Raw genomic sequence first — 25908 nt, forward strand, 5'->3', positions numbered from 1 at the left:
CAGAATCCTTTCTTTGTACATGATGTTGTTTATTATACTATTTTTGACCGCATCCGTGTATACATATCAATCCAGTATTAATGGCTGAAAACGGGTATTATCTTCCAAACCTTCAATATAGGTGACCAGCAGGGTGATTACATTTTCTATGTCCTCGAGACTTGCTGTTTCGACGGGTGAGTGCATATACCGAAGCGGAAGGGAGACATTCACTGTAGCAATGCCGCTGCCCGTGTAACGAATTTTATCTGCATCCGTCCCGGTATGTCTCGGGGTTAATTCATATTGAACATTCATGTCCAGCTTCTCTGCTGTTTCTTTTAAAAGGCGGGTAGCTTTTTTATTAACAGGAGGGCCAACGGCAAGAACGGGACCGCCGCCCAGTTTCACCTCCGGCTGTCCATTCCGGTTCGACCCCGGATAATCATAAGCAAATGTTACATCAATGACGATGGCCAGATCAGGCTGAACAGCGGCTCCCGCATAGTATGCTCCGCCCATATTGGTCTCTTCATTAACAGTACTCACTGCAGTAACACTGGCCGGAAATGTCTTTCCTTTTAAACGTTTAATGGTTTCCGCTGCAATGAACGCTCCCGTTCGATTATCAAGGCCCCTGCCGCTTATTTTACTTCCAAAAAGCAGTTCAGGCGATCGATGGTAGACAGCTGTATCTCCGATGGATATAAACTTTTCCACTTCTTCTCTGCTGGATGCTCCGCAGTCGATGAACAAGTCGGAAAAAGAAAAGCTGTCACCGGTGCCGCCCTGGTGCTCAGCATTCACACCAAACACGCCGGTAATGGTTTCATTTTCCCCAAGTATATCCACTTTCATTCCAAGCGCTGGTTTATGGCTGATGCCCCCAAGCTTTTCAACCCGGATATAACCATCTGACTCAATGCCTTTCACCATAAACCCAATTTCATCACAGTGACCGGCAATCATAATTTTCAATGCACCTGCGGGATTGATAATAGAAACAGCATTCCCCGCACCATCTGCTTTCTGCTCCTCGGCAAAAGGCTTTGTGTAATCCAGCCATATTCTTTGAATTTCTTCTTCGCTCCCGGAAGGAGAGGGTGTGTTAAGCAGTGTAAATAAAAAATTCTTGCTCGATTTATCCATTTGATATCCTCCCTGCAATCGTGTTTTATCTTATTTTGCTTTTATCATAAGCAGTTTAGCACGGCAGGAATATTTTTGAAATCACGAATAAAAAAAGCAGGCTGATGGACTATGAACCTCCCACAACCTGCTTTTGTTAAACGCTTTGAAGATGTATTTTCCATTTTTCCAAAAACTGCTCCGCAAACTGCTTACAGCGGGTAATATCTTCTCCCTCCGGATCAAGTTCAATTTTTAAGTTAGGTTCTACAAGGAGTGCTCCTTTTTCCTGAAGCTTTCCGCTGATTGTATCTACAGCTGCCCCGTATTCCGGATAGGAGGAATCGCAGGAGCCAAAGCAGGCTGCCGGTATTGCCTGCAGGGTTATATTATCCATGTCGTCATAAAAATCTTCCAGTTCATACGGCAGATCTCCATCTCCCCATGTATAGGTTCCAAATATTACTCCATCGTAATTTTCCAGTTCCACCGCTTTTATGTCGTCCATATCGATATGTTTTCTTGTAACGTCCGCAGCGGGCGTAAGCTGCGCTTGAATGATATCAGCTATTTCTTCCGTATTTCCGGATAAGCTGGCAAAAACGAGCAGAATAGAAGCCATCGTTTCCCTCTCCTCTTTAAATAATCTACTCACACTATAATTGATAATGATTATCAATGTCAATATATGATTGATTCTTGAAAGTTCTGACATTGACTTCTCTCTGCCTGTTTGATACGTTTAATTCACTTTGTATACATTGATAAGATAGGATCTTTCATGATTTTAATCAAATGATAGGAAAGCAGGCGTCCATTAATGAAAAAAATAAAAATTGTCACTGATTCAACTGTTGATATGAGAGAAGAAGATATTAAAGCCTACGGAGTAACAGTAGTTCCCCTATCGATTTCTATTGGCGAAGAAACTTTCCTCGACAGAGTAGACATTACTCCAACAGAATTTATTACAAAAATGAAAGCATCTTCTGAACTGCCGAAAACGTCCCAGCCTTCTCCGGGAGCGTTTGCCGAAGTATACGACAAACTTCACAAAGAGGGGTATCAAATCTTATCTATCCACGCCTCCAGCGGCCTCAGCGGTACGATCAATGCCGCACACACTGCTTCTGAAATGACAGAGGCGGAAGTTACTATTGTAGATTCCAAATTCATTTCGAAAGCGTTATCTTTTCAAGTAGAAGAAGCCTGTGAGATGGCAGACCGGGACATGCCGATGGATGAGATCATCCGGAAGTTGGAACAAGTTCGAAAAAACACCCGATTATTCGTGGTCGTACACACTTTAGAGAATTTAATTAAAGGCGGACGGATTGGAAAAGGCCGCGGTTTAATAGGTACACTGCTTAAAATAAAACCAATTGCCGTTCTTGAAGACGGGGTCTACGCTCCAGTAACAAAAGTAAGAAATTCCAACCAGGTGATACGATTTCTCACTGAGCAGTTTGCTTCCGATATAGAAGGACGTTCCGTCAAGAAAGCCGGATTTGCTCATGCGGACGGAAAAGAACTTGCTGAAAAAACGGCTCAGGCTATTAATAAAAAGGCCCCAGGAGTCATGATTTCTATTGACGACACCACGCCGGTTATCAGCACGCATACCGGGCCCGGTGCCATCGCTTTTATGTATCAGCTGGAAGAATAGAAAAAAGACAAGCGCCTTCCCGGCTGCTTGTCTTATCATTTACGACTTATTTTCTAAATTCATAATAACTTCTTCAGCCAGTTCATGCACACGCCGAACCTGGTTATTTGTGTTTTCTGCCGGGAGTGTTTTCTGCCGCACAGCTGACAGGAAGTCTTCAATCATAGGGGTAAACCCCCTCTTTGTTAATGTCGGTTCCCAATCATCCTCTTCCTGCTTTTCTATTTTTTTACCTTTTAAAACGAAAAGCTCCCGTACATTCTCCGCCACTCTTTTCTCAGCAGGACCGGCAGCTTCCGCGCGCTCTTCAGCCGCTCCATTTACTCTGTTCATTACTGCAATCGCTGTACTGCCTCCGCCCTCTATCTGAAGCGTGGCGTGATGAAGGCAGCCATCTTTCACTTTACCGGAAACATGAATCTGCTCAATTTCATGCGGGAATAAAAAAAGAACTGTATCAATTACATGGATAAAGTCATCCAGTACAAATTCCCTTATAGTATCCAGTTGGTGCGCACGATTTTTCTGCATAAGGATCATCGTCGGATCTTTCACTTCTTTAAGGTTTTGATAAACCTTTGCATACCGCCTGTTAAAACCGACCATCAGCAATAACCCTTTGCTGTTTGCTTTATCGATCAATCGGTTGGTTGCTTCAGCGTTATTTGTTAACGGCTTGTCCACATAGACATGAATGCCGTGGTCCAGCAGGAAATCGATGATATGTTCATGAGAATCGGTAGAGGAATGTACAAAAGCTGCTTCTATTTTCTGTTCTACCAGTTTTTCTATAGAAGTATGGCCATTGCTGATATGAAAACGATCCATCGCTTCCCGAAGAACCTGTTTGTTTCTCGTACATAAGTGAATATCTATCTGTTTCATTTGAGAAATGCTAGGCAGGTACGCTTTTAACGCAATACTGCCCAGTCCAATTATTCCTATCTTCATGGTTTCCTCCATCAATTCATTTTAAATATAGTATAGCAGGTCGCATCTGGTTGCTGAACGTTTCTTTTTCTTGCGGCATGCACCGGCAGGACAACAGCTGATTCTCTGTTACGGATTCTGTTTATTTTACTCCTTTAGTTTTGCCTGGTGGAAACTATATAATAGAAAGAGTAACCCAGGATAGGATGGATACATATGCCCTCCCAAAGCAAGCGGCCTCCTTTAAAGCTTCTGCACAAAATGATTTTATTAATGAGTGTGCTTTTAATTATCAGCATCAGTACAGCAGCTGTATTTGTATTTGTCGTGCTATCCGATTCTCTTGAAGAAAGAGTTGGAGATAACGCTTTAAATCTAGCGATTACTGTAGCCAATATTCCTGAAATACAGGAGGCATTTAACAGCGAAGATCCTGAAACGGTTATTCAGCCGATTGTCGATCCGATGCGGGAGCAGACAGACGCTGAATTTATTGTGGTGGGTAACACCGATGAAATACGATACTCCCATCCGGATCCGGCCCGCATAGGAGAGCAGATGATCGGCGCGGACAACGAGCGCGCTCTGCTTAAAGGGGACAGCTATATAAGCCGGGAAGAAGGGTCACTCGGCCCCTCCATCCGCGGGAAAACCCCGGTTTACGACGAAGCAGGAGCCATTATTGGTGTCGTATCTGTCGGCTTTCTTGTAAATGAAGTAAATGATACGATAAATGCATTTCGTTTGGAAATTATGATTCTGCTCGGTTTTCTGCTGACGGTCAGTATTCTTGGAGCCGTGTTTATTGCTTATCATATTAAGAAAGAGCTGTTTGGCCTGGAACCTGCGGAAATTTCCCAGCTTTACCTGCAGAAAGAAATGATACTGCAGACCACATACGAAGGCATCATTGCGTTTGATCATTATCTGCAGCCAACTTTAATAAATAAAGCCGCCTCGACCATTGCTGACTCCCTCCGATACCTTCCAGAGGCACAAAAAGAAAATTACCTTGTCGGCCTGGTGCCCGTCTCTATGGCAGAAACCGTTTATCGTTCTGGAGAAAGTTTATTCAAACAGGAAATACCGTTTGAAAATACAACGTTGATACTAAGCCTGATCCCTATTAAACGAGGACAGGAACCTGTCGGAGTTGTTGCTTCTTTTCACCACAAGTCCGAGCTTGATATTATGGCGGAGGAACTATCCCGAACGGTGCAGTATGCAGATACGCTGCGGGCGCAGGCACATGAGTTTTTTAATAAATTATTTACTATTTCAGGAATGCTGCAGCTCGGAAAAAAAGAAGAAGCCGTTCACTATATTCAGGAAGAAACCAATATACAGCAGAGCCGGCTTCAGTTTTTTATAAAAAATGTCTCCGATCCAGCACTAGCCGGGCTTTTAATGGGGAAATATAATCAGGCATCTGAATTAAAAACAGCTATGCATATTGATGAAAACAGCAGTTTAACCTGTCCTTTATCTGAAAAGCAGCGTCAAACACTGTTAACCGTTATGGGCAATCTAATAGAAAACGCGTTCGATGCATTGACTGGAAAGTCTGATCCGGAGATATGGATCCATTTTCATGATGCCGGAGACAACATTATTATCGAAGTGGAAGACAACGGCCCGGGTATTTCTAAAGACGTTTCTGCTACTATTTTTCAAAAAGGTGTTACGACTAAAGAAGGAAAAAACCGCGGTATCGGTCTCCATCTTTGCTATGTTCAAGTGCAGGAAGCAGGCGGCACGATTTATGTCGAAGAAGGAGAGCACGGCGGAGCCTGCTTTGTTGCAGTCATTCCAAAATAAAAGGAGGAACCGGGTTGCCATGTTAAATGTATTGATTGTAGAAGATGACTTCAGAGTTGCGGGTATTATAGAAGATGCGGTACATAACGCTTCCTCTTATCAAGTCATCAATAAAACCAAATCAGCTCAGGAAACGATGCATTTCTTAAAGTCCTGTTCAAAGCTTCCTGACTTAGTTCTTCTCGATGTGTATATTCCTGATGCGGACGGCTTGTCTCTGTTGAGAGAGATACGGGAATCATACGGACAGCTTGATATTATTATGATCACAGCAGCCCGCGAGACAGAAACGATACAGGAAGCGATTCGCTCCGGTATTTATGATTATATTTTAAAACCGATCGACTTTCTTCGCTTTCAGGAAACGCTGAGTCAATATGCCAGCCATCACGCCCTGCTTCAACAGCAGGGCGAACTGGAGCAGGATGACATTGATCGTCTTATTCACCAAAAGAAAAAAACGGCCTCTCCAATAAATGAAGCTCTCCCTAAAGGCATCGATCCTACTACACTCGAGCATATTAAAAATTCTCTTAAAGTAGAAACGGAGGGCGTCTCCGCAGCCAAAGCAGCCGGGCTGGCAGGAGTAAGCCGGCCCACCGCCCGCCGCTACCTGGAGTACTTGGCCAGCACAAGCTATGCAGAGGTGTTTTCAAGCTACGGGGACCCGGGAAGACCCCAGCGCCTGTATCAGATTAAAACCCGGAAAAATTAAGAGCACCTGCCGGATTAATACCCGGCAGGTGCTTTATTCTATACGCCTATTATTCCAATCATCCATGCTACGCCGAGAAGAATGATGCTGAAGCCCCACACCCAGAAAAATGAATAGCGGAGGTGCTTGCCCATCTCTATACCAGCAAGACCAAGTCCAAGCCATAAAGCAGGCGCAAATGGACTTACCATAGTTCCGATAATATTTCCGATCACAAGTGTGTATATAATCGTAGTGGAAGCCACTCCGGCCTGCGACACAATTTGTTCTACAATAGGAACTAAAGCGAAATAGTATGCATCTGTACTCAATACTAAATCAAACGGCACTCCAAATATTCCAATAACAATGTGCAGATATGGAATAAAGAAAGCCGGCAGCAGGTTAACGATGTCTCCTGCCATTTCATCAAGCATTCCGGTGCCTTCCAAAATCCCTAAAAATGAACCGGCTGCTAAAATAATTCCCGCCATCATTAAAGCATTAGGTGCGTGCGCTTTAATACGATTCATTTGGTCATCTACTTTTGGATAATTCAGCGGCAGAGCAATAGCAAGACCAATCATAAAGACAAACCCGGAAGGCAAAAATCCGCTCATCAGCATTCCCACTACTCCAACGGTTAATAAAATATTAATCCACAGCAGCTTTGGTCTTCTCAACTTTTCGCGTTCTTCATCATACACTGTCATCTCATCGGAAGAAGTATCTACCGATGCGGCCGATTCACGATACGCCTCTTTACCAAACCGTTTTTCGATACGTATCTTTTCTCTCCATCCAAACAATGCTCCAATGATAAATAACAATACAATTTCAATAAGCTGTAAAGGAATCAAAGGTCTCCATAGTTCAACAGGATCCATATCCAGTACAGAAGCCGCTCTTCCAATCGGTCCAGCCCATGGAAGCAGGTTCATAACCCCGATGCTTAAAACAACAAGGAGCATTAACAAATAGGGGCTCATATGCAGACGTTTATATAATGGCAGAAGAGCCGGAATCGTAATAAGAAACGTCGATGCTCCCGATCCGTCAAGGCCGGCAATAATAGCAATTGCGATTGTTACCATTGCTACAATAATAACGTTCCCCCGCGTTAGAGACACAAGTTTTTTAATTATCGGGTCAAATAAACCGGCATCCTGCATAATACCAAAAAACAAAATAGCGAATATAAACATGATGACAACAGATATAACAGCATCGATGCCCTCTTCAAAATAGCCTGTCAGCTCAGCTGCTCCTGTTCCCAGCAGCAGCGCACTAATAACAGGAATTAATATCAGTGCGACGATAGGGGATATTTTTTTAGTAATAAGCAGTGTAACAATAGTAATAATAGTTATAAATCCGATAAGACTAGTCATAACAGGTTCCTCCTCCAGCACTCTCTTTACGTATTTTTTGTTATTTGTATGCGCTTGCATATAATATCAAAATATTTTGTCTGCTAAACTTATCAGACAACTCTTTCAAGAGTAACCTTAAAAACATTTTGAAATGAAAAGGAAATTAAAAACGTTTTGTTCACGAAAATGAGCAAAAAAAAAAAGCCCCCTGCTTTAATTAAGCAGAGAGCCTGGCTGGTTACATTTTCGGTGTTGCTTTTTCATGGACAATATTGCGTCCCGGCCTATCCTGTTTAGTTGATCTCCGTTCCATCACGATGGTGGTAGCCTGGACGGCTACAAACAGTGCAAGTACAACAAAATACATAGGAGTCGTTACCCCATTAAACCAGGAATTATAGCTCAGCGCTCCGAGTGAACCTCCAAGAAGCGGTCCAACTATTGGTATCCAGGCATAGCCCCAATTGGATTTTCCTTTTCCGGCAATCGGCATGAAAAAGTGTACAAGCCGCGGTCCAAAATCACGAGCCGGGTTAATAGCATAGCCGGTAGTACCCCCGAGAGATAAACCGATAACAATAATCAACGTTCCGATAATGAGAGGATTCAGGCCTTCCGTGAACTGATTGGCTCCAATGGCCAGGATTCCAAAAACCAGCATAAATGTTCCCAGCGCTTCCCCAAAGAAGTTGGACGGCCGGTAGTTAATGGCCGGGTCTGTTGAAAACACGGCAAGTTTTGCGCCCTGGTCTTCTGTTTCTTTGAAGTGAGGGTAATAGTGCAGCCATACAAGTGTACCACCGACAAAAGCTCCAATGACCTGGGCTGCAATGTAGCCCGGTACGTCTGCCCAAGGAAACTCTCCTGTCATTGCCAGACCAACTGTTACAGCTGGGTTAATGTGCGCACCACTTATCTGACCGACTGCGTAAATAGCCATTGCTACACCAAGACCCCAGGCAATAGTAATAACGATCCATCCCGATCCTTCCGCTTTCGATTTCTTCAACACGACACCTGCTACAACCCCACCACCAAAAATGATAAGTAACATCGTGCCCAGCAATTCCCCAATGAACGGCGACATAATTATTCCTCCTTTATATTATTAAAAATTATAAATATTCAGAAATCTAAAAATATACCTGTTAGTTCAAAGCTCAAGCTACGCAAAAAAGACCAGTGGAAAATTAATCACGATACTATCGGCGTGAAAAATATCTACTGGTCTCATCTTCTCTTAGTAGCTCTTCATTAACTTAATTTGATTATAAACGCATATGAAAACGTTGTCAAAGGCTTTTTTTATTTCATTTTCGGCATGTAGGCAAGCAGTTCTTCATGCAGGTCAGGGGCACTGGCAATAAAGGATCCCTGCTCCAGTAAAGAAGGTTTTTCATTGGAAAATGTAGTTGCTGAAGCCCCTACTTCTTCTAATATAATTAAACTTCCTGCATAATCCCATGGAGATAGGCGGAGATTAATATACGTATCAAGCCGGCCGCAGGCTACGTAGCATAACTCCAGAGCAGCAGATCCATACGAGCGGGCACTCCTCGATTTGTCAACCAGTTCATGAAGCAGCCCGCCGCCATTTTTGTGCTCCCATACAAGCCAGCGGCTGTTCAGCCCGATAATTGCTTTATTAAGCGTTACCGGCTTTCTCTTTTCTAATTTTTTTTCATTTTGAAAAGCGCCTTCTCCTTTAAGAGCTGTAAACCACTCGCGCTTCATTACATCGTAGACGAGTCCGAGCTGTCCGATACCATCTTCGAAAATGCCTATCGATATGGCGAAATTATACTGCTGGTGGACGAAGTTTGTCGTACCGTCGATAGGATCAATAATCCACAGCACTCCTTTGGTGGAATGAAGTGATTCTCCAGTTCCCTCTTCACCCAGCATTTCATGGTCCGGATAATGAGTCGCTATTTTTTCTTTAAAAAATGCTTCTGTTTGATAATCCATTTCAGTTACTAAATCATTTACATTGGATTTTGTTTCTATATTTAAAGGCTTATCCATGGAGACCCTGATCGTTTCTCCTGCTTCTTCCACCCATTCTTTCACTATATGTAATAATTCTGAATAGTTTACACTCACCTTGACCACTCCTACTATTGTGTCTGTTTCTACATCTTATCTTATTTCCCGAAAAATGTCGCTTGTCATTCCAGTACACAAAAAAAGAAAAGCCCGCCTAAGGCGGACTCTGATTTATTGAATAGTTTAATTACGTAAAGGTTTGTTCAGTGTGCTGTTTGAACGTATTGGTTATATATCTATATTACACTTCAAGTCGTATAAGCTCTTGACGAAGATTTTCCAGCCTGGCTTTACAGTTTGCGATTTCATCCAGACAATTTTGTATTAATGCATCATGCAGCGTCACGAGTTCATAGTCTATTTCAAGCTTCAATACTGGAATCCTTTCTTCCGCATCTCTTCTTTTCAGCGTTTCTATGACTTGTTCCATCGTCTCCACACCCCTTTTTAAAATGGATATTCTCTGGACCTGGCTGCATCGGCACATATAACAAAATTTTCAGATATTTTGTTTCTGATAGTATATCACATGATTAATGAAAAGCAACAAAAAATCTCCTGTTAATGTTTGCGACTTTATTTAATAACGGATATGATGGATTTATTGAAAAAAAAGGGGGACGTATGCATGGATTTTACAGGATTCTCACAACACGATTTTAATACTTTTTCTATTGAAGGACTCGAAGGCCGGATGGAAGCTATTCAACAGCGGATTCAGCCTAAATTCCAGCAGCTTGGCACTGCTCTTTCTGAAGAGCTGACGATGGAGCTGAATAAAGAAATGTTTCTGCATATTGCAAAACACGCCCGCCGCAAAGTCAATCCACCCAACGATACTTGGCTGGGCATTGCAGATAATAAAAGAGGTTACAAAAAACATCCTCATTTTCAAGTAGGTATGTTTGACGACCATGTTTTCGTATGGCTTGCTTTTATTTATGAAATGCCTGATAAAGCAAAGGCTGCAGACCGCTTCCTGGAACAGCGGGAGTTGTTTGATAACCTTCCTCAGGACTTTGTTCTTTCTCCTGATCATATGAAAAAAGAGGCTTTCACGCTTGAGTCCTTGTCCGACGAAGAACTGTCGAAAATGCTGCATCGTTTTCGCGATGTAAAAAAAGGGGAGTTCTTGATCGGCCGTCATTATCAGGCAGGTGATGCTATCCTCGAGGACGGCGATGCCTTCTTCAACGAAGCACTTTCTGTTATGAAGCAGTTGATTCCCTTTTACCAGCTTTCCTTCGAAAAGCAGAAACAATATCAATAGTTTACACAAAACCCTTCCGGTATCGACACCGGAAGGGTTTTTATCAGCTCATTTTAATAAGTGCTGCGCTTTCTGCTTTTCTGGCTGCCTGTACAGTATGCCAGCACGATACTTTCGTTTTTCCTTCAAATTCACTGCACAAGGTCTTTTCTTCTGATTTAGAGGGAACGACCTTTTTAAACCGATTATAATGATCCAGAAGCACTTCTTTTTTTACTCCTTTATCATAGGCTTTTTCAATAATTGTAAAGAATTCCACTACATCCACTACTTCTTCTGTGGACCAATCCATTGAAATAGGAATATTTACTGATTCTTCCATATTATTCTCCTTTCCACTTATTCCGAATTTGTTCTGCCTGACTGATTAATGAATTAATCAGCGTTTCCACGTGGGGACAGTCGTCTATAGAAGCGGCAACCTGGCCGGCCCATCCAAACCCATTATCTTTTTTTCCTTCGTATATATAGGCTTTATTTGCTTCCCCGCTGATCAGGTGCTTGATTTGTTCATAGGCCGGGGTTTCTTTTTCTGCTTCTAATATTTGTTCTGTCCATGTATTTTTGAGAGCTCTCGCAGGAGTACCGAGCGTTCTTTTAATTACTACCGTATCACCATCACCTGCTTCTATCAATGCTTGTTTATACGTTTGATGAGCGTGCACACATTCTTTAGTAGCGATAAATCTTGTACCCATTTCAATGCCTTCAGCTCCCAGCGACAGAGCAGCCATCATTCCTCTTCCGTCTCCGATACCTCCGGATGCAATAACTGGAATAGAAACCGCGTCAACGACCTGAGGGATAAGCACTATTGTGCCTGTATCATTCCGCCCAAGATGTCCACCGCCCTCCTGGCCTACAACCATCACGGCGTCTGCCCCAAGTTCTTCTGCTTTCACTGCCTGGCGTTTAGCTGCTACGAGAACCAGCTTTTTGATGGTTGTATGCTCCAGCATATCCAAAATAGGTTTTGGGTTTCCCCCTGTCATCGATATGACAGGAACCTCTTCCTCGATAGCTGCCTGTACCATATGCTCAAAAGGACGGCCGTGTTGACCGATAGCAAAATTCACACCAAAAGGGCGGTCCGTTTTCAAACGGACTTTCCGGATTTCTTCTACCAGCTCTTCCTCATTATTTAACGACATAGCTGTAATCTGTCCGAGTCCGCCGGCATTTGATACAGCAGCCGCCAGATCGGAATAGGCTAAATAGGCAAGCCCCCCCTGAATAATAGGGTATTCAATGCCCAGCATAGATGTAACACGAGTTGTCCATTCCATTATCTCTACCTCCGGTAAATAGAATTTGTTTGCACAAGCCTGTATGTTTGGTATACTTTTTCTTGTTTTGAATTTTTAATAGAAGGAGCCGTCATATGCTCAACCAATGGGAAACGCCTTTATTTCATGCATTATTAAAGCATGCTGCTGACGAACCAAAACCTTTTCATATCCCCGGGCATAAGAAAGGAAAAGGAATGAATCCGGAGTTCCGGGACTTTATCGGCCAAAATGCTTTATCTATAGATTTAATAAACATTGAGCCGCTTGATGACCTCCATCATCCACATGGCATTATTCATGAAGCGCAGGAACTTGCAGCCTCTGCTTTCTCTGCTGATTATACCTTTTTTTCCGTTCAGGGAACGAGCGGAGCCATTATGACAATGATATTATCTGTCTGCGCTCCCGGCGATAAAATTCTCGTACCACGCAACGTGCATAAATCGATCATGTCAGCGATTATTTTCGCCGGGGCTGTACCGGTATTTATTTATCCGGAACTTGATAAGAAACTCGGGATCTCGCACGGCGTTACCGCCGCTTCTGTAGAAACGGCTGTAAACGCCCATCCCGATGCGAAAGCACTGTTAGTCATCAATCCTACTTATTTTGGTGTGTCCGCTGATTTAAAGCGGATCGTTGATACAGCTCATCAGGCCGGAATCCCGGTTTTAGTGGATGAAGCGCATGGAGTACACATTCATTTTCATCCGGACCTCCCACTTTCTGCTATGCAGGCCGGAGCTGATCTGGCTGCCACCAGTGTTCACAAACTGGGCGGGTCCATGACGCAGAGTTCTGTTTTAAACGTTAAGAAAGGGCTTGTAGATCCGCATCATGTGCAGGCTGTAATGAGCATGCTCACTACTACCTCCACTTCCTATCTTCTCCTCGCATCTCTTGATACCGCAAGAAAATACCTTGCGACTCAAGGTGAGCGTCTGCTTGAACAAACGATTGCTCTTGCCGGCTCGGTGAGGGAGAAAGTTAACGCCATTCCGGGACTTTACTGCCCCGGCCGGGAGATGCTTGACGGAAACGCGGCTTTCTCCTTCGATCCGACCAAGATATTAATTTCCGTTACTAATCTTGGAGTGACCGGCTATGAAGTAGAAAAATGGCTTCGCGCTCAGTATAATATTGAAATTGAACTTTCCGACTTATACAATATTCTCTGCATTATCTCTTTTGGGGATGACCAGGATGATCTTGATTTTCTATTGAGAGCTCTCCGACACCTCTCGGAAACTTTTCTTGGAGCGAAAAAGCCGGAAAATCAGGTGTCTATCCATCTGCCGGATATTCCGGTTCTTGCGATCCCTCCGCGCGATGCTTTTTATGCGCCGACGGAAGCCATTCCGTTTGCCGAAAGCGCCGGCCGGATTATTGCTGAATTTGTCATGATTTATCCTCCCGGTATTCCCGTTCTCCTTCCGGGAGAAGTTATTACAGAAACAAATATTGTTTACATTAAAGAAAATGAAGCCGCAGGACTCCCTGTTCAAGGACCGGAAGACGCTACCCTTGAACAGATCCGCGTTATAAAAGAAACACGTCCGATTCGTTAGAAGCACAGTAATGTGCTTCTTTTTTTTATGTAGTACTGCCTGCATACGTCATTACAAAATGCAGAACGGTTTCCTCCTGCTGATCCCGGTTTACATACCCATGCTCTACGTCTGCGGTGAAGCTTACACTGTCCCACTGCTTCAGCTCAACCATTTCCTCTCCTATCATTATTGCAGCAGACCCCTTCATTACGGTTACATATTCTGTAACGCCCGGTTGATGGCTTTCAGAGAAATAGCTGCCCCCCGGTTTCAAAAAAGCCCGGTGCATTTCTATCTTTCCACTATGTGAAGTGTGAAAGACGGTTTCAAGTGTACAAGCTTCATTGGCACTGAGCATCTGGTATCCTTTTCCGCTTCTCGATATCGTAATGCTTTTTTCTTCCTCCAGCAGTGAAGATATCGGAATCTGCAGACTGTTCGCCAGCTTCCACATAATGGACAGCGATGGGTTGGCCTCCCCTTTCTCAATATTAATCAACGTAAGCCTGCTCACGGAAGACATATCTGCGAGTTCCTGGAGCCCAATTCCCCGCTCCTTGCGCTGCTTTTTTAGTACTATACCTAACTTTTTGGAAAGCTTAAGCGGATCTTCTTTCATTATTTCAGCCCCCTCTTATAATTATAATTAACTTATGATATATTATAATGAACTTTCAGAACGAGGTGATATGATGCGCGAGATGGGGCTGGGACTATTAGCTTCTTTATTTTTTGCTGTTACGTTCATATTAAACCGCTCCATGGAGCTCGAAGGAGGAAGCTGGGTATGGAGTGCGTCCCTGCGCTTTTTATTTATGATTCCCTTTCTTCTTCTTATTGTACTTCTGCGCAGGGGATTGAAACAAGTATTCATTGAAATATCTGCCAGGCCGATTCCCTGGATAGGATGGAGCTTTGTCGGCTTTGTTTTGTTCTATGCCCCTCTTACCTATGCAGCCGCTTTTGGGCCCGGCTGGCTTGTAGCAGGAGCGTGGCAGATTACGATCGTAGCCGGCGTGCTGATAGCGCCCTTTCTTTCTGCTTCCGGTCGTCAAGCAAAGCTGCAGGACAAATGGCCGGTACGCTCTTTATGGATTTCTCTTTTTATTTTATCCGGCATTGCACTTATTCAAGCACAGTCTTTTTCCTACATAGCTTATCGGGATGTATTGTTCATTCTGCTGCCTGTTCTGGCAGCGGCTTTTGCTTATCCTCTTGGAAACAGGAAGATGATGGACCTTTGTGATGGCAGGCTCGATACGTTCCAGCGTATTTTAGGAATGCTTATATGTACAATGCCGGTCTGGCTTATACTGGCGGGAACCGAATGGGTGCTCACCGGTCCGCCTTCTCCCAGCCAAACGGCTCAAACGTTTATTGTAGCTGTCTGCTCCGGCGTTATTGCGACTACATTATTTTTTATCGCAACAAATGCGGCCAGAAAAAACAAAATGGCACTCGCTTCCGTAGAAGCTACCCAGTCCCTGCAGATTTTGTTTGTTGTGTTTGGGGAATGGCTGCTTCTGGCCAGTCCAATGCCGAACGTTTACGCATGGATAGGGATTTTTATTATCATTGCAGGCATTAGTATGCACAGCTTTTCTGCGGTTATAAAAGGCAACATAAAAAAACCGGAGTAAGTTACCTCCGGTTTAATTGATTATATTTACCGTTCGCCGTGATTTTTCTTCTGAGATCCGCATGAAGAACAAGATGAGTACAGCGTCGCAACCTTTTCACCTTCAAAGTGCTCAATTGTTTCATTACATACCTGGCATACAATCGTTCCCATACTTATCTCTCCTTTTTTTGTAAGCGTTTAATTTACTGTATCTCCATATTAGTATGTCACATTTACTTTGTCAACACTAAATAGTATAACTTATTTATTTTATTAAAAAAGCTGCCCCAGAAAATGGGCAGCTTGAATGCTATTTAATTTGACTCAATAGTGGCAGGATCAATAAAATCATAGCCATTTTCTTCAAAACCGTCGATAATTTCCGGAATGGCTTCATTAGTCCATTCTCTATCATGCATTAACAAATTAGCCCCATCTCTTACTAATTCTGTATTAACCATAATGTCTGCAAGAGCTTCCGCATTCTGGTATTCAGGCTCCCAGTCGTATCCATATGTCCAGTTCATCCAGATCATATCCTCTTCTTCCATCAGCGCTTGTGAATACTCTGTATTCATGCCAAACGGGGCACGGAAAAACTGCGGCTTCTCTCCAGTTATATCTTCTATCTTATCGTTTAACTCTACAATTTCCGCTCTTTGTTCCTCTTCCGAAATAGAGGTCAGGTCCGGATGGGACATTGTGTGATTGCCGATGTCAAATCCCATATCATATATTGCCTGCAAATCTTCTTTTCCTTCTTCATCATCAATAAAATGGCCGTTCACAAAAAAGATGGCCGGCACGTCCCGTTCTTTCAGCTTTTCAGCCATTTCCACCCCGTATGTATCCGGCGCGTCATCAATTGTTACGAGAACAGCGGGGGTTTCCGTTTCTGCATCCGCCTGAAGCGAAGCATCTGCTTCATTAACATGATACACCGTTGTATCTTCCGCTTCTTCCTGTTCTGAATCCTCTTCCTGCGCTGCAGCCTCTTCTTCCTGTACTGCGGCTTCTGATTCTTCTTCTGATTCTTCTGTCTCTTCTGCTTCAGAACTTCCTTGATCGCCATTGGAACAACCGGCTATAACAAGCACCGTAAAACTAATCATCATGAACTTTTTCAATATGTATGCCTCCAGCCTGTAGAATACCTACATCATATCAAACCCGCTGGCTTATTTATATCATTTAGGAATAAATTGTTAAATATATAGATAGTACGTAGTAGGTTCGTTTTTCGATGTTCCGCATTGAACATTTTCAGGAACATATCTGCATAGTCCTAAGCTTGCAACATACCCGTGCCATGTTATAATAATCTTTGTGGCTTTAAAGGGATTTTGCATGATACTTGCATAAATCGGAATAATATTACGAGCTGAAACACTAAAAATGAAGAAAGGTGGTTGACTTCCGTTATGAAAAAATTAACACCCGTGTTCTTTATTTCCCTGGCAATTGCACTTGCTTTCATATTATGGGGTGTAATTGCTCCTGAAAATGTGAATACCATTACAACTGGAATCCAGGCGAATATTTCAGAACGATTTGGCTGGTTTTACTTAATCGCAGCAACAATCTTTCTGCTGTTTGCCTTATTTCTTATTGTCAGCCCGTATGGAAAAATCAGATTAGGAAAACCGGATGAGCGGCCTGAGTATAGTTATTTTACCTGGTTTGCTTTTTTATTTACAGCCGGTATGGGTATCGGCCTTGTATTCTGGGGCGTAGCCGAACCACTGTATCATTATTATGGTCCTCCTGACCAGGAAGCAGAAAGTACCGCAGCAGCTGCCGCTGCCCTTCAGTATTCCTTCTTCCACTGGGGACTTCATCCGTGGGCCATATACGCTATCGTTGCTCTCACACTGGCCTACTTTAAGTTTAGAAAAGATGCACCCGGCGTTATTAGTGCCACCTTCCGTCCATTAATTGGAGATAAAGTAAATGGTCCAATTGGGACGACGATTGATGTAATTGCTGTATTTGCGACAATATTCGGTATCGCTACTTCACTTGGTTTTGGTGCCGTGCAGGTTACCGGAGGTCTGGGGTACACATTTGATTTCATTACAAATACTACCACCACCCAGGTTATTGTTATTATCGTTATTACCGTGCTGTTTCTTACTTCAGCCATGACTGGTTTGAATAAGGGAATTCGAATTTTAAGTATGACAAACGTTGTGCTTGCTATTCTGCTTATGCTGTTCGTATTAATCTTAGGGCCTACCGTATATATTATGGATTCCTTTACGACTACGATTGGAAGCTACATTCAAAACCTTCCAAGCATGAGTTTCAGTACGAATACATTCAGCGGTGACCGCGAATGGCTGGAAAGCTGGACCATTTTCTATTGGGCTTGGTGGATTGCATGGTCTGCCTTTGTTGGTACATTTATTGCCCGGGTGTCCCGAGGTCGTACCATTCGTGAGTTTCTCATTGGCGTTCTTGCTGTACCGACTATTTTCAGCGGCCTTTGGTTCTCTGTATTCGGTTCAACAGCTATCTTTCTTGATGGAGAGAATAATGGAGGATTATACAGCCTCATGGTGGATCAGGGTGATGAAATTGCCTTATTCTCCTTGCTGGATCAATTCCCATTGAGCGAAATAACGCTTATTCTCGCCATTCTGCTTATTATTTCTTTCTTCATCACCTCAGCAGACTCTGGTACGTTTGTACTTGGTATGTTGACGACGAACGGAAGCCTCAACCCTTCCAACTCTGTCAAATTTACATGGGGTATCATTATTTCCGCTGCTGCCGCCGTGCTTTTAATTTCAGGCGGTATAGGCGGTCTCGAGACGGCAATGATTATAGCGGCTCTGCCGTTTACATTCATTATGCTGGCAATGATGCTATCGCTCTTTAAAGCGCTCCAGTCGGAACATGAAATTCTGCAGGCTGATAAATTAAATAATCAGGCCGAACGCAGACGTCTCCGCGAAGAAAGAGAAAAGATCAAAAAAGAAAAAGAAGATCTTAGTGCAGGAAAAAAATAATACCCATTTTAACCCCGGTGCCTTTATGAGGCACCGGGGTTTTTTATGGCATAAAAAAAGAACGCCCGCTGTTCAGCGGACGTTCTTTAACTGGAACTGTTTTATTTAATGTGTACAGGCAGTCCAATAGCAACTTCTGCTGCTTCCATAGTGATTTCCCCAAGGGTTGGGTGGGCATGGATAGTCATTGCTACATCTTCAGCTGTCATTCCAGCTTCGATGGCAAGACCAAGTTCTGCAATCATATCAGAGGCATTAGGACCCGCAATATGTGCACCAATTACCAGTCCATCATCTTTACGGGTAATAAGCTTCATAAAGCCTTCTGAATCATTAAGAGAAAGCGCTCTTCCGTTCGCCTGGAAAGGGAACTTGGATGCTTTTGCATCATAACCAGCTTCTTTTGCTTCATCCTCAGTATAACCAACGCTTGCCAGCTCAGGCTCTGTAAAGGCCACAAGTGGAATAGCAAGGTAGTCAATAGCAGCAGCTTCGCCGGAGATAGCTTCTGCTGCTACTTTACCTTCGTAGGAAGCTTTATGAGCAAGAGCAGGACCATCTACAATATCGCCAATAGCATAAATGTTATCTACACTTGTACGGGCCTGCTTATCAATTTTAATAAGTCCTCTATCTGTAATATCTACGCCGATCTGCTCCAGACCTAATTCTTCTGTATTTGGTCTGCGGCCGACAGAAACAAGTACATAGTCTGCTTCAAACGTTTTTTCTTCGCCTTTTACTTCAGCTGTAAGTTTAACGCTGTCTTTGCTTTCTTCAACAGATTGAGCAAATGCTTCTGTTTCCACAGTAACACCATTCTTTTTCAGACGACGGTCAACCAATTGGCTCATCTGCTTTTCAAATCCGCCGAGGATACGTTTTTCGCCTTCAAGAATAGTTACTTCAGAGCCAAGGTTTGCATACGCTGTAGCAAGCTCAACACCGATATATCCTCCACCGACGACAACCAGCTTTTTAGGAATTTCTTCAAGCTGAAGGGCACCTGTGGAATTAATTACACGATCCGTATACTTAAGGGTTGGAATCTCAATTGGTCTCGAACCCGTAGCAATAATGCAATTTTTGAATTTGTACGTCTGCGAGTTGTACTCATCAGAAGAAACCTTAACCTGATTTTTATCAGAAAAGTATGCTTCTCCCTGTACGATGTTGACTTTATTGCCTTTTAGAAGTCCTTCAACGCCGCCTGTGAGCTTTTTCACTACGCCGGCTTTCCATTCCTGGACTTTAGAGAAGTCTACTGTCGCTTTTTCTGTAGCGATACCCATATCTTCACTGCCGTGTTCTGCAGCATGAAAACGGTGGCCGGCTTCAATCAATGCCTTGGAAGGAATGCATCCGACGTTAAGGCAGACACCGCCTATTTCACCCTTCTCTACAATTGTTACTTTTTGTCCGAGCTGTGCTGCACGAATTGCTGCCACATAGCCCCCTGGACCTGAACCTACTATCAGTGTATCTACTTCTTCTGCGAAATCTCCTACTACCATTCTTATCCCTCCATGATGATTAGTTCTGGATCATTCAATAGACGCTTCACGTGATTTAATGCGCTTTGAGCTGTAACGCCGTCCACTAATCTGTGGTCATAGCTTAATGAAAGAGCAAGCATTGGAGCAGCGACAATTTCTCCATCACGTACAACGGCCTTTTCTTCGATACGACCAATACCAAGAATAGCTACTTCCGGGTGGTTAATAACTGGAGTAAACCAAAGACCCTGAGCAGATCCTACGTTGGAAATAGTACTGGTGCCGCCTCTCATTTCATCAGAGCTCAACTTGCCGTCACGGGCTTTTACAGCCAGTTCATTAATTTCGTCAGCAAGCATGAAAATTGATTTACGATCCGCATCTTTTACTACAGGAACAACTAGTCCTTGCTCAGTATCTGCAGCAATACCTATATTATAATAGTTTTTGTAAACAATTTCTTGGTTTTCGTCATCAATTGATGCATTTAATGAAGGATATGCTCTTAGAGCAGAAGTTAGTGCTTTAACGACATATGGCAGATACGTAAGCTTTGTACCTTTATCTGCTGCAATCGGCTTAAACTTTTTGCGGTTTGCTACAAGATTGGTTACATCAATTTCATCCATGTGCGTTACGTGAGGAGCCGTGTGCTTAGAATTAACCATTGCTTTGGCAATAGCTTTTCTAATGCCTTTCATTGGTACACGCTCTTCAAGTTCTGTTGTATTCTGAGAAACAGGTGCTTTAGAAGCCGGCTTGCTTTCTTCTTTCGCTTCAGCAGACTCTGATGATGTGTCTTGTGTTTCCTGTCCGCCGCTCAAGTAGGACTCAATATCTTCTTTTAATACGCGTCCGTTTTTGCCGCTTCCCCTGACTTTACGGATGTTAACATCTTTTTCTCTGGCAAACTTACGTACAGAAGGCATCGCGATTACTCTGGAATCGTCGTCTTCTTCTGTTTTTTCAGCCGCCGGCTGTTCGGAAGGCTGTTCATCAGGCTGTTTTTTTGTTTCGTCTGCAGGATTTTCTGCATTCTGTTCTTCACCTGATTTGCCTTTATCTTCTTTAGGTGCTTCTTCTGCCGGTGCATCTTCACTGCCATCGTCTATTACAAGAATGACTTCACCTACAGTAGTTGTCACACCTTCATCTACTCTTACTTCTTTAACCGTTCCGTCCACTGAAGAAGGAATTTCTACTACAGCTTTATCGTTTTGTACTTCAACGAGTATATCGTCTTCTTTGACGGTATCTCCTGCTTTGACGAACCATTTTACGATTTCGCCTTCATGGATACCTTCACCAATATCTGGTAATTTAAATTCGAAAGCCACTATAATTGCCTCCCTTTCTGCTACCTATCATTTTTTATATAAAGGATAAAAGAGACTGAAAAAGGAAACCTTGTTTCTGATTTCTTTTTCAGCCTGCTTTCTTGAAATTGCTCTATTTAGAAGTTAATAACTGTTTTTACGCGCTCTTTAACATCTGTTTCATTTGGCAGCCATACGTCCTCTGCTGCGGCAAATGGAAATACAGTATCAGGAGCTGCTACACGGAGAACAGGTGCTTCCAGATGAAGAATTGCTTCGTCTGTAATAGCTGATACTACGTTTGCTGCAATACCGGCCATTTTTTGTGCTTCCTGTACAACGACCGCGCGGTTTGTTTTCTTCACGGACTCAAGAATGGTGTCCATGTCAATCGGGCTGATCGTACGAAGGTCAATCACTTCTGCCTCAATGCCTTCTTCGGCAAGCTCTTCTGCTGCCTTAAGGGACGTGTGCACCATTGCGCCGTAAGCGATAATCGTTACATCTTTTCCTTCACGCTTGATGTCAGCTTTATCAAGGTCAATCGTGTACTCTTCTTCCGGTACTTCTTCACGGAAAGAACGATACAGCTTCATGTGCTCCAAAAATATGACAGGGTCATTATTACGAATGGAAGAGATAAGAAGTCCTTTCGCATCGTAAGGAGTGGAAGGAATTACAACACGTACACCTGGTGATTGGGCCATTAGGCCTTCCAAGCTGTCCGCATGAAGCTCAGGTGTTTTTACGCCGCCTCCAAAAGGAGAGCGGATTGTTACTGGAATGTTGTAATGACCGCCTGAACGATAACGCATTCTGGCCATCTGTCCTACTACGGCATCCATTGTTTCAAATACAAATCCAAAAAACTGGATTTCCATTACTGGACGAAAACCGGTAAGTCCAAGGCCGATTGAAAGCCCGCCGATTCCGGATTCAGCAAGAGGTGTATCAAATACACGCTCTTCGCCGAATTCATCCTGAAGTCCTTCTGTTGCTCTAAATACTCCACCGTTTTTGCCGACATCTTCGCCGAAAACTAAGACATTTTCGTCGTTTTTCAGCTCCGTACGCATCGCATCGGTAATAGCCTGAATCATCGTCATTTGCGCCATAGCTTACTTCGACTCCTTCTCTTTATATTCATCCATCTGCTTCTGCAGGTTCGCTGGAAGCTCTTCAAACATATTGCCGATCAAGTCTGTTACTTTTTGAGGAGCTACTTCATCTGTTTCTTTGATTGCTGCTTTGATTTCTTCTTTAGCTTTTTCGACTACTTTATTTTCGTCTTCTTCCGACCAGAGCTTTTTGCCTTCCAGGTATTTACGAAAGCGTACAATAGGATCTTTCTTTTCCCATTCGCTGTCAAGCTCGGATGTTCTGTATCTTGTAGGATCATCACCAGCCATCGTATGCGGTCCGTATCTGTACGTAAGCGTTTCGATAAGAGTAGGAGTGCCTTCCAATGCATTTTTGCGGGCTTCTTTCGTTGCTGCATATACAGCAAGAACGTCCATGCCATCTACCTGAATACCGTTGATTCCTGCGGCAACTGCTTTTTGGGCAATTGTTTTAGCAGCAGACTGCTCTTCTACAGGAACAGAAATAGCGAAGTAGTTATTTTGTACAACGAAAATGGCCGGAGCTTTATATGCTCCTGCAAAGTTCATACCTTCGTAGAAGTCTCCCTGAGAGGCTCCGCCGTCACCGGTATAAGTAATTGCAACGTTATCTTTGCCTCTGCGCTTTAAGCCTAATGCTACACCGGCAGTCTGGATAATCTGCGCTCCAATAATGATCTGAGGCATAACAAGGTTAAGTCCTTCTGCCATTTGGCCGCCTTTAAAGTGTCCACGGGAGAAAAGAAATGCCTGATGAAGAGACATACCGTGCCATACCATCTGTGGAATGTCCCGGTATCCAGGCAGAATCCAGTCTTCTTTTTCAAGACTGAACTGTGAACCAAGCATGGATGCTTCCTGCCCCGCTACCGGCGCATAAAATCCCAGTCTACCCTGTCTGTTAAGAGAGATGGCACGCTGATCCCATATTCTTGTATAAACCATTCTTCTCATTAATTCCTGAAGCTCTTCATCTGATAAATCCGGAAGAGCATCTTTGTTTACAATCTTGCCTTCTTCATTGAGGATTTGAAACATTTCGAATTGATCTTCGATATTTGCCAGTGTTTTTTCAGCCACTGCAGTCACCTCTACCTTCCTAATTGTTCGATTATTTTCTATTAAAACAATTTCCTCTTCATTCCAAATAGGCGGCCGTCATTGAAGCCTGTATCTATTAGATGCTTTAACTCTAAACTTACTACCCTACTTCGAAGAAAAGATAACCTGTTATTGCATTTATCATTTTACGGAAACTGTCTCACTAGAAAAGAAATAAGGATTATAACAATAACGCTATATTGATAGAATATACTATATTAAAAAGGTTAGTCAATCCTTTTTAACTATAGGCTTTTCAGCACAATTTCCAATTATCCTCAATGCGTCTTTTTACAAACTGTTATATATCATTTCCTTCCCCGACACTAACAGGTTTTCCGATTAAGAGCGATATATTCTTTTTTAGGTGTTAATACAGATAGGCAACAATATTCAACTTTTCTCATTCCCCGATATTCTATAGAAAAAACCTGAATGCATCGTCCATTCAGGTTGATTTTTTATTCCTGCTCCAGGTCAGCAGCTTCATAAAGGGATGCTTTCGCTTCATTATACTGGTCCGTGTAAGTGTTAAACTGCTCCTGCTGTTCGGTAACGATCGTGTAGGATTCATTCACCTGGTCAATCTGCTCCTGCAGGTCGTCGATTGTAAGGTCTTCGTTAGTCATCGCCTGATACAACCCCTTGTCGCGCTCAATACCTTCGGAGTACGCGTCATGAAGTTCCTGGTAGGCATTGTAGCGTCCTTCCATGGACTCACGGGCGGCAGCAAGCTCAGAGCTTAGATCCGCCTCTGCATCTTCCCCGTTTTCTATTCCCTGCTGAAATTCATCATAGGCATTCTCAATACTCTCTTTTTCTGTTTCAAGATGACCTTCCCGTTCATCAGCCAGGTTGACAGCTTCTTCAGACTGCGATTCTATTTCATCCATCTCGTCTACTGTAAGCTCCTGCATGGAGGCAAACAAACTCTGCTCCTCTTCGTGAAGGTCCATCATCGGCTGCTGCTGCTCTGCAAATTCTTCCTCTGCTTCCGCTGCCCCTTCCAGGCTGTTCTGCATTTGTTCTTCAGAGCTCCCTCCGCAGCCTCCTAGTAATAAAGCTGCGCCTAAAGCCGTGTACGTAACTGCTGTTTTTTTATGTAAGGGCATAATCTTTCCTTTCTATCCTTTAAATTTCTGCTATTTATTTATCATATAGGAAAAAAATAGGGAAATCAATAAATCAAAGGCACAACCCCCTGTATTCCACATTTCTTAACGTATCTCTTCATATACTATTGTTTTCGAACGATCTGCCCGGAAATGATTTTTCTTTTGTAATAGGGTCTGTTTTGCTATACTATTCTATAGATAAATCAGCGGGTCCTCTTCATTTAATGGGGACAGTTCACGCAGGAGGCACAAATAATGATAACAATGAATGACATAGTCCGTGAAGGTCACCCTGCTCTGCGCAAAATTTCAGAGCCTGTTCAGCTGCCCTTGTCAGCTGAAGACAAAAAAACCTTGGAAGACATGCTTGAGTTTCTCAAAAACTCGCAGGATGACGACATTGCAGAGAAATACGATCTGCGTTCCGGAGTAGGCATCGCCGCTCCTCAATTAGGAATTAATAAACGTATGTTTGCCCTTCATCTTACTGATGATAAAGATAAATTATACAGCTACGGTTTAGTTAATCCAAAAATTGTCAGCCATTCTGTGGAACTCAATCATTTAGAAGGGGGAGAAGGCTGCCTTTCTGTTGACAGAGAAATAGAGGGAGAGGTTCCCCGCTATTCCCGTGTTACAATAGAAGCGTATACTATGGATAATGAAAAAATCCGCCTTCGGCTCAGAGGTCTTCCCTCTATTGCCTTTCAGCACGAGCTGGACCACCTTGACGGCATCATGTTTTATGACAGAATTGAAGAAGAGTCCAATTAACCAAGACCCCTTTCATTTCTGCCCCGCAGCTATTCACACTGCGCCGGGGGAGAGCAGTGAAAGGGATTTTCTTTTTTTTTGAGAGATTTAATTGTTTCAAGCCGTTTTCACCTGTCTTTGAGATAGCTTCGTCTATTGAAAAAAAGCTTTAAATCGATTACAATTTGAGAATCGAGTGTTTTATCAAAGTGGACTGTCCGCCCGTTCCGCTTTGCGTATAAATATTTGAAGCCCTTTTCTTCATTTACAATAGGACAGCTATGCTTATTTCTTCATGTTTTTTTCGGATATCTAAGGAAGCAGGTCCTTATGTCTTCCTTTTCGTCATATAAAGCAGCAAGAAATTTCATATGTGTTCTGTTTAATAGAAATCACCCAATACAAAGGAGAGACTATACCTATGATTTACAAAGTATTATATCAAAAGGATTCAACAGAAATAGCAGTCCGCGAGAACACAGAATCTATGTATATAGAAGCAGATTCAGAAATGGATGTTAGAATTAAATTAAAAGATCGTCCTTACAATATTGAATTCGTCCAGCCTGTTTCAGATGCTCTTCTCGCTTTTGAAAAACAAAAAGAAGACTTCAAAGTGGAGAACATCTAA

26 protein-coding genes are annotated in these 25908 nt (G+C 43.1%); 9 read left to right on the forward strand and 17 right to left on the reverse strand.

All coding sequences use genetic code 11. The features are described from left to right. Nucleotides 1-66 precede the first annotated feature (66 nt). A complete protein-coding gene (locus tag AC5W14_RS01715) occupies nucleotides 67-1128 on the reverse strand; it encodes a M20/M25/M40 family metallo-hydrolase (protein ID WP_496193553.1) in 1062 nt (353 codons plus the stop codon). 136 nt (nucleotides 1129-1264) lie between these two features. Then, nucleotides 1265-1729, reverse strand: coding sequence for a flavodoxin (locus tag AC5W14_RS01720; RefSeq protein ID WP_496059334.1), 465 nt, complete (start codon nucleotides 1727-1729; stop codon nucleotides 1265-1267). Nucleotides 1730-1927: 198 nt separating this feature from the next. Here AC5W14_RS01720 and AC5W14_RS01725 point away from each other — a divergent pair, with 198 nt between their 5' ends. Next, nucleotides 1928-2773, forward strand: a complete 846-nt coding sequence (locus AC5W14_RS01725) for a DegV family protein (RefSeq protein WP_496059333.1) — start codon at nucleotides 1928-1930, stop codon at nucleotides 2771-2773. Nucleotides 2774-2812: 39 nt separating this feature from the next. On the opposite strand, the gene AC5W14_RS01730 is transcribed toward AC5W14_RS01725, so the two are convergent. Continuing rightward, nucleotides 2813-3724 carry a Gfo/Idh/MocA family protein gene (locus AC5W14_RS01730; RefSeq protein ID WP_496059332.1) on the reverse strand — a complete coding sequence of 304 codons (912 nt, stop codon included), beginning with the start codon at nucleotides 3722-3724 and terminating at the stop codon, nucleotides 2813-2815. 240 nt (nucleotides 3725-3964) lie between these two features. On the opposite strand from AC5W14_RS01730, the gene AC5W14_RS01735 reads away from it, so the two are divergent. Beyond that, nucleotides 3965-5521, forward strand: coding sequence for an ATP-binding protein (locus AC5W14_RS01735; RefSeq protein ID WP_496059331.1), 1557 nt, complete (start codon nucleotides 3965-3967; stop codon nucleotides 5519-5521). Nucleotides 5522-5540: 19 nt separating this feature from the next. Continuing rightward, nucleotides 5541-6236: a response regulator gene (locus AC5W14_RS01740; protein ID WP_496059330.1), complete on the forward strand. Its 696-nt coding sequence runs from the start codon at nucleotides 5541-5543 to the stop codon at nucleotides 6234-6236. A 38-nt stretch (nucleotides 6237-6274) separates the two neighbouring features. Here AC5W14_RS01740 and AC5W14_RS01745 read toward each other — a convergent pair whose 3' ends face one another. From AC5W14_RS01745 to AC5W14_RS01760, 4 genes are all read right to left on the reverse strand, one after another. Next, complete coding sequence (locus AC5W14_RS01745; protein ID WP_496059329.1) at nucleotides 6275-7606, reverse strand: CitMHS family transporter; 1332 nt, start codon at nucleotides 7604-7606, stop codon at nucleotides 6275-6277. Between the two features lie 220 nt (nucleotides 7607-7826). After that, nucleotides 7827-8675: an MIP/aquaporin family protein gene (locus tag AC5W14_RS01750; RefSeq protein ID WP_496059328.1), complete on the reverse strand. Its 849-nt coding sequence runs from the start codon at nucleotides 8673-8675 to the stop codon at nucleotides 7827-7829. A 218-nt stretch (nucleotides 8676-8893) separates the two neighbouring features. Beyond that, nucleotides 8894-9691 carry an inositol monophosphatase family protein gene (locus AC5W14_RS01755; protein ID WP_496059327.1) on the reverse strand — a complete coding sequence of 266 codons (798 nt, stop codon included), beginning with the start codon at nucleotides 9689-9691 and terminating at the stop codon, nucleotides 8894-8896. A gap of 184 nt (nucleotides 9692-9875) precedes the next feature. After that, a complete protein-coding gene (locus tag AC5W14_RS01760) occupies nucleotides 9876-10064 on the reverse strand; it encodes a YkzI domain-containing protein (RefSeq protein WP_496059326.1) in 189 nt (62 codons plus the stop codon). A 198-nt stretch (nucleotides 10065-10262) separates the two neighbouring features. On the opposite strand from AC5W14_RS01760, the gene AC5W14_RS01765 reads away from it, so the two are divergent. Further along, the gene (locus tag AC5W14_RS01765; RefSeq protein ID WP_496059325.1) at nucleotides 10263-10904 is read left to right on the forward strand and encodes a YktB family protein; all 642 of its coding nucleotides are present in this window, start codon (nucleotides 10263-10265) and stop codon (nucleotides 10902-10904) included. Nucleotides 10905-10947: 43 nt separating this feature from the next. Here the strand turns inward: AC5W14_RS01765 and AC5W14_RS01770 are convergent, their stop codons facing one another. Both AC5W14_RS01770 and AC5W14_RS01775 read right to left on the reverse strand, forming a co-directional pair. Further along, complete coding sequence (locus AC5W14_RS01770; RefSeq protein WP_496059324.1) at nucleotides 10948-11226, reverse strand: UPF0223 family protein; 279 nt, start codon at nucleotides 11224-11226, stop codon at nucleotides 10948-10950. Nucleotide 11227: 1 nt separating this feature from the next. After that, complete coding sequence (locus AC5W14_RS01775) at nucleotides 11228-12190, reverse strand: NAD(P)H-dependent flavin oxidoreductase (RefSeq protein WP_496193554.1); 963 nt, start codon at nucleotides 12188-12190, stop codon at nucleotides 11228-11230. Nucleotides 12191-12285: 95 nt separating this feature from the next. On the opposite strand from AC5W14_RS01775, the gene AC5W14_RS01780 reads away from it, so the two are divergent. After that, entirely contained in the window at nucleotides 12286-13761 is a 1476-nt protein-coding gene (locus AC5W14_RS01780) for an aminotransferase class I/II-fold pyridoxal phosphate-dependent enzyme (protein ID WP_496193555.1), read from the forward strand. A gap of 25 nt (nucleotides 13762-13786) precedes the next feature. Here AC5W14_RS01780 and AC5W14_RS01785 read toward each other — a convergent pair whose 3' ends face one another. Then, the gene (locus AC5W14_RS01785; protein WP_496059321.1) at nucleotides 13787-14362 is read right to left on the reverse strand and encodes a helix-turn-helix domain-containing protein; all 576 of its coding nucleotides are present in this window, start codon (nucleotides 14360-14362) and stop codon (nucleotides 13787-13789) included. 70 nt (nucleotides 14363-14432) lie between these two features. On the opposite strand from AC5W14_RS01785, the gene AC5W14_RS01790 reads away from it, so the two are divergent. Beyond that, nucleotides 14433-15383: a DMT family transporter gene (locus AC5W14_RS01790; protein ID WP_496193556.1), complete on the forward strand. Its 951-nt coding sequence runs from the start codon at nucleotides 14433-14435 to the stop codon at nucleotides 15381-15383. Between the two features lie 26 nt (nucleotides 15384-15409). Here AC5W14_RS01790 and AC5W14_RS01795 read toward each other — a convergent pair whose 3' ends face one another. Both AC5W14_RS01795 and AC5W14_RS01800 read right to left on the reverse strand, forming a co-directional pair. Beyond that, the gene (locus tag AC5W14_RS01795) at nucleotides 15410-15535 is read right to left on the reverse strand and encodes a GapA-binding peptide SR1P (protein WP_496059319.1); all 126 of its coding nucleotides are present in this window, start codon (nucleotides 15533-15535) and stop codon (nucleotides 15410-15412) included. A 143-nt stretch (nucleotides 15536-15678) separates the two neighbouring features. Then, nucleotides 15679-16491, reverse strand: coding sequence for a polysaccharide deacetylase family protein (locus AC5W14_RS01800; protein ID WP_496193557.1), 813 nt, complete (start codon nucleotides 16489-16491; stop codon nucleotides 15679-15681). Nucleotides 16492-16785: 294 nt separating this feature from the next. On the opposite strand from AC5W14_RS01800, the gene AC5W14_RS01805 reads away from it, so the two are divergent. After that, on the forward strand, nucleotides 16786-18375 hold the full coding sequence (locus tag AC5W14_RS01805) for a glycine betaine uptake BCCT transporter (protein ID WP_496059317.1): 1590 nt from the start codon (nucleotides 16786-16788) through the stop codon (nucleotides 18373-18375). Between the two features lie 101 nt (nucleotides 18376-18476). On the opposite strand, the gene lpdA is transcribed toward AC5W14_RS01805, so the two are convergent. The 5 genes from lpdA to AC5W14_RS01830 form a co-directional block, all read right to left on the reverse strand. Continuing rightward, nucleotides 18477-19889 (reverse strand): dihydrolipoyl dehydrogenase, encoded by a 1413-nt coding sequence (gene lpdA / locus AC5W14_RS01810; RefSeq protein WP_496059316.1) that lies wholly within the window; start codon nucleotides 19887-19889, stop codon nucleotides 18477-18479. 2 nt (nucleotides 19890-19891) lie between these two features. After that, nucleotides 19892-21208 carry a dihydrolipoamide acetyltransferase family protein gene (locus tag AC5W14_RS01815; RefSeq protein WP_496193558.1) on the reverse strand — a complete coding sequence of 439 codons (1317 nt, stop codon included), beginning with the start codon at nucleotides 21206-21208 and terminating at the stop codon, nucleotides 19892-19894. Between the two features lie 116 nt (nucleotides 21209-21324). Next, nucleotides 21325-22302 carry an alpha-ketoacid dehydrogenase subunit beta gene (locus AC5W14_RS01820; RefSeq protein ID WP_496059314.1) on the reverse strand — a complete coding sequence of 326 codons (978 nt, stop codon included), beginning with the start codon at nucleotides 22300-22302 and terminating at the stop codon, nucleotides 21325-21327. Between the two features lie 3 nt (nucleotides 22303-22305). Beyond that, nucleotides 22306-23346 carry a pyruvate dehydrogenase (acetyl-transferring) E1 component subunit alpha gene (gene pdhA / locus AC5W14_RS01825; protein WP_496193685.1) on the reverse strand — a complete coding sequence of 347 codons (1041 nt, stop codon included), beginning with the start codon at nucleotides 23344-23346 and terminating at the stop codon, nucleotides 22306-22308. A 524-nt stretch (nucleotides 23347-23870) separates the two neighbouring features. Then, on the reverse strand, nucleotides 23871-24521 hold the full coding sequence (locus AC5W14_RS01830) for a YkyA family protein (RefSeq protein ID WP_496059313.1): 651 nt from the start codon (nucleotides 24519-24521) through the stop codon (nucleotides 23871-23873). A 258-nt stretch (nucleotides 24522-24779) separates the two neighbouring features. Here AC5W14_RS01830 and def point away from each other — a divergent pair, with 258 nt between their 5' ends. Next, entirely contained in the window at nucleotides 24780-25298 is a 519-nt protein-coding gene (def, locus tag AC5W14_RS01835; RefSeq protein ID WP_496059312.1) for a peptide deformylase, read from the forward strand. A gap of 400 nt (nucleotides 25299-25698) precedes the next feature. Beyond that, nucleotides 25699-25908 carry a DNA-dependent RNA polymerase subunit epsilon gene (locus AC5W14_RS01840; protein WP_496059311.1) on the forward strand — a complete coding sequence of 70 codons (210 nt, stop codon included), beginning with the start codon at nucleotides 25699-25701 and terminating at the stop codon, nucleotides 25906-25908.

The organism is Sinobaca sp. TMA16-18 (assembly GCF_059510535.1).

What these genes read in the sequence shown, in the direction of transcription:
- AC5W14_RS01715 (WP_496193553.1), bottom strand. Translation starts at nt 1,128, where the DNA reads ATGGATAAATCGAGCAAGAATTTTTTATTTACACTGCTTAACACACCC.
- AC5W14_RS01720 (WP_496059334.1), bottom strand. Translation starts at nt 1,729, where the DNA reads ATGGCTTCTATTCTGCTCGTTTTTGCCAGCTTATCCGGAAATACGGAA.
- AC5W14_RS01725 (WP_496059333.1), top strand. Translation starts at nt 1,928, where the DNA reads ATGAAAAAAATAAAAATTGTCACTGATTCAACTGTTGATATGAGAGAA.
- AC5W14_RS01730 (WP_496059332.1), bottom strand. Translation starts at nt 3,724, where the DNA reads ATGAAGATAGGAATAATTGGACTGGGCAGTATTGCGTTAAAAGCGTAC.
- AC5W14_RS01735 (WP_496059331.1), top strand. Translation starts at nt 3,965, where the DNA reads ATGATTTTATTAATGAGTGTGCTTTTAATTATCAGCATCAGTACAGCA.
- AC5W14_RS01740 (WP_496059330.1), top strand. Translation starts at nt 5,541, where the DNA reads ATGTTAAATGTATTGATTGTAGAAGATGACTTCAGAGTTGCGGGTATT.
- AC5W14_RS01745 (WP_496059329.1), bottom strand. Translation starts at nt 7,606, where the DNA reads ATGACTAGTCTTATCGGATTTATAACTATTATTACTATTGTTACACTG.
- AC5W14_RS01750 (WP_496059328.1), bottom strand. Translation starts at nt 8,675, where the DNA reads ATGTCGCCGTTCATTGGGGAATTGCTGGGCACGATGTTACTTATCATT.
- AC5W14_RS01760 (WP_496059326.1), bottom strand. Translation starts at nt 10,064, where the DNA reads ATGGAACAAGTCATAGAAACGCTGAAAAGAAGAGATGCGGAAGAAAGG.
- AC5W14_RS01765 (WP_496059325.1), top strand. Translation starts at nt 10,263, where the DNA reads ATGGATTTTACAGGATTCTCACAACACGATTTTAATACTTTTTCTATT.
- AC5W14_RS01770 (WP_496059324.1), bottom strand. Translation starts at nt 11,226, where the DNA reads ATGGAAGAATCAGTAAATATTCCTATTTCAATGGATTGGTCCACAGAA.
- AC5W14_RS01775 (WP_496193554.1), bottom strand. Translation starts at nt 12,190, where the DNA reads ATGGAATGGACAACTCGTGTTACATCTATGCTGGGCATTGAATACCCT.
- AC5W14_RS01780 (WP_496193555.1), top strand. Translation starts at nt 12,286, where the DNA reads ATGCTCAACCAATGGGAAACGCCTTTATTTCATGCATTATTAAAGCAT.
- AC5W14_RS01785 (WP_496059321.1), bottom strand. Translation starts at nt 14,362, where the DNA reads ATGAAAGAAGATCCGCTTAAGCTTTCCAAAAAGTTAGGTATAGTACTA.
- AC5W14_RS01790 (WP_496193556.1), top strand. Translation starts at nt 14,433, where the DNA reads ATGATGCGCGAGATGGGGCTGGGACTATTAGCTTCTTTATTTTTTGCT.
- AC5W14_RS01795 (WP_496059319.1), bottom strand. Translation starts at nt 15,535, where the DNA reads ATGGGAACGATTGTATGCCAGGTATGTAATGAAACAATTGAGCACTTT.
- AC5W14_RS01805 (WP_496059317.1), top strand. Translation starts at nt 16,786, where the DNA reads ATGAAAAAATTAACACCCGTGTTCTTTATTTCCCTGGCAATTGCACTT.
- lpdA (WP_496059316.1), bottom strand. Translation starts at nt 19,889, where the DNA reads ATGGTAGTAGGAGATTTCGCAGAAGAAGTAGATACACTGATAGTAGGT.
- AC5W14_RS01820 (WP_496059314.1), bottom strand. Translation starts at nt 22,302, where the DNA reads ATGGCGCAAATGACGATGATTCAGGCTATTACCGATGCGATGCGTACG.
- pdhA (WP_496193685.1), bottom strand. Translation starts at nt 23,346, where the DNA reads ATGTTTCAAATCCTCAATGAAGAAGGCAAGATTGTAAACAAAGATGCT.
- AC5W14_RS01830 (WP_496059313.1), bottom strand. Translation starts at nt 24,521, where the DNA reads ATGCCCTTACATAAAAAAACAGCAGTTACGTACACGGCTTTAGGCGCA.
- def (WP_496059312.1), top strand. Translation starts at nt 24,780, where the DNA reads ATGATAACAATGAATGACATAGTCCGTGAAGGTCACCCTGCTCTGCGC.
- AC5W14_RS01840 (WP_496059311.1), top strand. Translation starts at nt 25,699, where the DNA reads ATGATTTACAAAGTATTATATCAAAAGGATTCAACAGAAATAGCAGTC.